This window comes from Aestuariivirga sp., from assembly GCF_044239095.1.
GTDB lineage: Bacteria > Pseudomonadota > Alphaproteobacteria > Rhizobiales > Aestuariivirgaceae > Aestuariivirga.
In genome coordinates, this window is sequence record NZ_JBIICB010000332.1 from 1 (window position 1) to 4,280 (window position 4,280).

Annotated in this window: 4 protein-coding genes and 1 pseudogene; 3 read left to right on the plus strand and 2 right to left on the minus strand. The window is 65.1% G+C overall.

What is annotated here, in order from left to right; genetic code table 11:
- Together ACILRA_RS20470 and ACILRA_RS20475 are read left to right on the plus strand one after the other, a co-directional pair.
- A pseudogene (locus ACILRA_RS20470) lies at positions 1-188 on the plus strand (RpiR family transcriptional regulator); the annotation flags it as partial.
- Positions 189-259: 71 nt separating this feature from the next.
- Entirely contained in the window at positions 260-1,207 is a 948-nt protein-coding gene (locus ACILRA_RS20475; protein WP_395663901.1) for a J domain-containing protein, read from the plus strand.
- A gap of 31 nt (positions 1,208-1,238) precedes the next feature.
- On the opposite strand, the gene iolB is transcribed toward ACILRA_RS20475, so the two are convergent.
- Both iolB and iolC read right to left on the minus strand, forming a co-directional pair.
- Positions 1,239-2,036 carry a 5-deoxy-glucuronate isomerase gene (iolB, locus tag ACILRA_RS20480; protein WP_395663902.1) on the minus strand — a complete coding sequence of 266 codons (798 nt, stop codon included), beginning with the start codon at positions 2,034-2,036 and terminating at the stop codon, positions 1,239-1,241.
- Between the two features lie 25 nt (positions 2,037-2,061).
- The gene (gene iolC / locus ACILRA_RS20485) at positions 2,062-3,975 is read right to left on the minus strand and encodes a 5-dehydro-2-deoxygluconokinase (protein ID WP_395663903.1); all 1,914 of its coding nucleotides are present in this window, start codon (positions 3,973-3,975) and stop codon (positions 2,062-2,064) included.
- 121 nt (positions 3,976-4,096) lie between these two features.
- Here iolC and ACILRA_RS20490 point away from each other — a divergent pair.
- Positions 4,097-4,280, plus strand: a 184-nt coding sequence (locus ACILRA_RS20490; RefSeq protein ID WP_395663904.1) for a Gfo/Idh/MocA family oxidoreductase, incomplete at its 3' end; no start/stop codon positions are given.

Consider the following 4,280-nt stretch of genomic DNA (forward strand, 5'->3'; position numbering starts at 1 on the left):
CGGCTGCCCGGCAGGTTCCTGTGGTGGCCATCACCGACAGCCCCTTCTCCCCTCTCGCACAGATTGCAGAGCCCTGGATTGAAGTCAGCGAAGCAAATTTCGAGGGCTTCCGGTCCATGGCCGCCACTCTGACGCTTGCCATGACGCTCGCCGTCGCCGTCGCCGAGCGCCGTCAGCAGGAAGCCTGAATTCCGCCGCGAATTTACCGGATGAGACTGTCGAGAATGATGGCATTTCCAAAAGGAACCGCCCAGCGACAATGACTGCCTTTCCCGATCACTATGCCGCGCTCGGTATCGATCCCTCCGCCGACCAGGAGGTGATTGCCGCTGCCTACCGCGCGCTGGCGAAGAAGTATCACCCGGATACAGGCGCCACCACCGGCACCGCCTCGGCGGATCGCTTCGCGGCGATTCAGCAGGCATATGAGGTGCTTGGCAGTCCTGAGGGCCGCAGCCGCTACGATCTCGAACTGCTCGATGCCACCCAGCGCGAACTTGATGAGCATCTGGCGCGGAAGCAGCGCAAGATCACCGCCGCCACAGGCGCTCCGCCGCCGCCTCCTCCCGACCTTGGCAACATCCGTCCGGAGCGCCGCGGCGGCAAGACGGGGGCACGGCGCTTCGCCATCAGCCTCAAGGACATGGGACCATTCCTCGTTGTCTCAGGGTTGCTGATGGCGGTCGCGGGCGGCGCCGCCAGCCTTTACCTCAGCAACGCGCCGGGTCCGCCTGCCGCGGAGCCCCCGCCTCCGCAGGTCGCGCAACCCGAGCCTGCCCCCAAGGCGAAACCAGCGGCCCAGCCCCAGCAGCAGGCTGCCCTGCCTCAAACGCCACCGCTGTTTGGTACCTCGATGCTGGACGAGCCCGCACCAGACGCATCGCCTCTTCCGCCGGAAGAGGACGTCGCGGCCGAGCCAGCCTCGGCGCCTTCCGTGCCTGTGCCGATCCCCAAGGCGAGGCCGCAGGTCATCGCATCAGCTGAGCCTGCCCCCGTGCAGGCTGAGGCACGCGCGCGCCGCTTCGCCGTCGTGATCTATGAAAAATACCGGTCAGGCGACACGATCCAGGAAGATGGCCGCGTGGTCTTCGCGTCCGAGACGCGCTGCGCCGCCTTCGGTGAAAGAGCCGTGCTCCGCCGCCTTGCACCCTTCGAGGGCCAGCGGCAGCGCCCGCGCATCTGGTACGAGTGCGTCGAAGCGCCCTGAGAGGTCTTGGCGCGCGTTCCGGCCTGCCGGTTCATGCCTTCAGCAGCCACTGATGCTCCGGGGCATTATAGAACTTCCACGTCCGCTTCGGGCCAGCCATCACGTTCAGGTAATAGAGATCATAGCCGTGTGTCGTGGCGCAGGGGTGGTAGCCCTTGGGCACTAGCGTCACGTCGCCATCCTCCACGGCCATGGCCTCGTCGAGCGAGCGGTCATCGGTGTAGACGCGCTGGAAGGCGAAGCCCTGTGGCGGGTTGATGCGATGATAGTAGGTTTCCTCCAGCAGCGACTCGTGGGGAAGATTGTCCGTGTCATGCTTGTGCGGCGGGTAGGAGGATGTGCAACCGCCCGGCGTGATCACCTCGACGACGAGAAGACCCTCCGCCGGCTCCCATTCGGGAATGATGTTGGTGACGTGCCGCGTGTTGGTTCCCTTGCCGCGCGTCTCCTGGTGCAGCGCGCCGGGGCCGATGACGCGTGCTGGATGCTTGCCGCCCTCGCCCGGTGCGGTGCAGACGGCAAGCGTCACGTCGTTCTGCGCGGCCACGCGCCACGTCATGCCCGCCGGAATATAGACCGACCAGGGCTTGCCCTCGAAGGGTGAGTTGCGCTCGCCCAGCACGCCGAAGTCCTCGCTGCCCGCAAAAACATGCGCCTTGCCGCCGATGAACACGAGGCACACCTCGCGGCCCGCTTCGCCACCCGCCGCCTCTTCGCCGGGCTTCAGCTTCCAGACGTCGAAACCCACATGCGTCCAGCCCGCGCTGGCGGGCGTTACATGCACAATGCGGCCATGCTCACGGGTGGGATGGATCTTGAGCTTCGACATGTCCAGCACTCCTCGTCAGTTGGGCCTAGCGCACGCCGTTCCAGATCGCAACGAGGCTCGCAAAGCGCTCCGCCATGTCGGCCGTTGCGGCCTCGTCCGTCATCTGTCCGCGCAGCCATTTCTGCGCAGCCGAACTGAAAATGGTGCGCCCCACCGCGAAGCCCTTCACTGCCGGCTGCTCCGCGGCGGCGGCGAAGCCTCTCGCCAGCTCCTCCTCCGGCGCATCCAGGCCCAGCAGCACGACGCCCCGGCACCAGGGATCATGCTTGGTGATGACCGCTGAAATATTCTGCCAGGCCCGGGGTGAGGCCTGCGGCTCCAGCTTCCACCAGTCGGGCTTGATGCCCAGCGCATAATGCTCGTCCAGCGCGCGCGCGATGGTCGTGTCGTCGAGCGGCCCGTGCTTTCCCGCAATGATCTCGATCAGCAATTCGCGGCCCACCTTGCGCGCGGCCTCATAGAGCGTCCGGAGCTTCTGTGACTGTTCCGCCTTCAGCTCCGCCGGATCATCCGGATGATAGAAGGACAGGCACTTGATGGTATGCGTCACCGGCCATTCGACCAGCCGCGCGCCCACGTCCTGCGTGAACTCGAAGCGCAACGGCCGTGAGCCGGGCTGTTCCAGCGGCCGGCCCACCCACAGGCCGAGCTTCGCCGCATCGAACATCGCCTCGCGCCCATAGACATCGTCCAGCAGCGTGCCGAAGCCCGGCTCGCCCTTCGAGACGCGCGCGATCGCTGCAATGGCGAGGCGCTTGAAGGTATTGAGGCGGTCACGGGGGGCACCCGCATCATCGGCCATCTTCTCCATCTGCATGCGGTGGTCGATGGCCAGTGCCAGCAGCCGGTCCGGCTGGGCGCGGCGCGTCGTTGCCCAGTGCACGTGGTTGATGGCCTCGTCCTTGCGCAGGGCCTTGTGCGGGCTTCCTTGGGTCAGGAAGAACTGCAGCTCCTCCCAGGTCGGAATTTCCGGCGAACACAGCAGCCGCGACACCGCAAAGGCGCCGCAGGCATTGGCCCAGGTGGCGCTGGTCGCATGGTCCTCGCCCCTGAGCCAGCCGCGCAGGAAGCCGGACATGAAGCTGTCGCCCGCACCCAGCACATTATACACCTCGATCGGGAAGCCGGTGCCCACGATGCCCTTGTCCAGCGCATCGGGAATGTCACCGGGATAGACCACGCAGCCCATCGGCCCGCGCTTCAGCACGATCACCGCATCGGAAAGCGCGCGGATGATGCGCAGTGCTTCCAGCGTGTCCTCGCTGCCCGCGGCGATGTGCACTTCCTCTTCGGTGCCAACGACCAGGTCGCAGTCCGCCAGGATGGACTTCAGGTGTTCCGACACCTTGTCCGACTTGATGTAGCGCTCTTCTCCTGCCGCATGGCCTGCAAGCCCCCAGAGATTGGGGCGGTAGTCAATGTCGAGGATCACCTTCGCGCCATGGGCTCTGGCGATCCGCATCGCCTTGCGCTGCGCGGCATCGGTGTGGGGCTTGGCGAAATGCGTGCCCGTCACCAGCACGGAACTGGAGGACATCACGAAATCCTCGTCGATGTCGTCCTCCGAGAGGGCGCCGTCAGCGCAATTGTCACGATAGAAGATCAGCGGGAAGGTCTTGTCGTTCTCGACCGACAGGAGGACGAGCGAGGTCAAGCGCTGCGGGTCTGTCGCGATCCCGTCGAGCGCCACGCCTTCGCGTGCCATCTGCTCCTTGACGAAGCGGCCCATCTGTTCGTCGCCGACGCGGGTGATCACGCCGGACCTGAGGCCCAGCCGCGCCGTGCCGATGGCGATGTTCGAAGGGCACCCCCCAATGGACTTGGCGAAAGAGGTGACATCCTCAAGCCGGGAGCCGATCTGCTGGCCATAGAGGTCGACGGAGCACCGCCCGATGGTGATCACATCCAGTCGCTTCCGGGGGCTTGAAGCCGATGCCATAATGTACTCCGAGAATATCCCTGCTGCCTTGACTTTACGAAACAATAATTCCAAATTGAAGTCAAATCAGAATATTTGTTCCATGGCGGGTGTGGAACCAGATTGAATACGGAGGATGCAGATGTTGAGATTTGGCGTTTTGGGAGCAGGCCGCATCGGCAAGGTCCACGCGCGGACGATTGCCGCCTCGGGCAAGGCCACGGTGGCCTATCTGGCGGATGCGCTGCCGAAGGCCGCTGAGGATCTTGCGGCCGAGGTGGGCGCAAAGGTCGCGAGCGTCGAGGACATCATCAAGGCGAAGGACG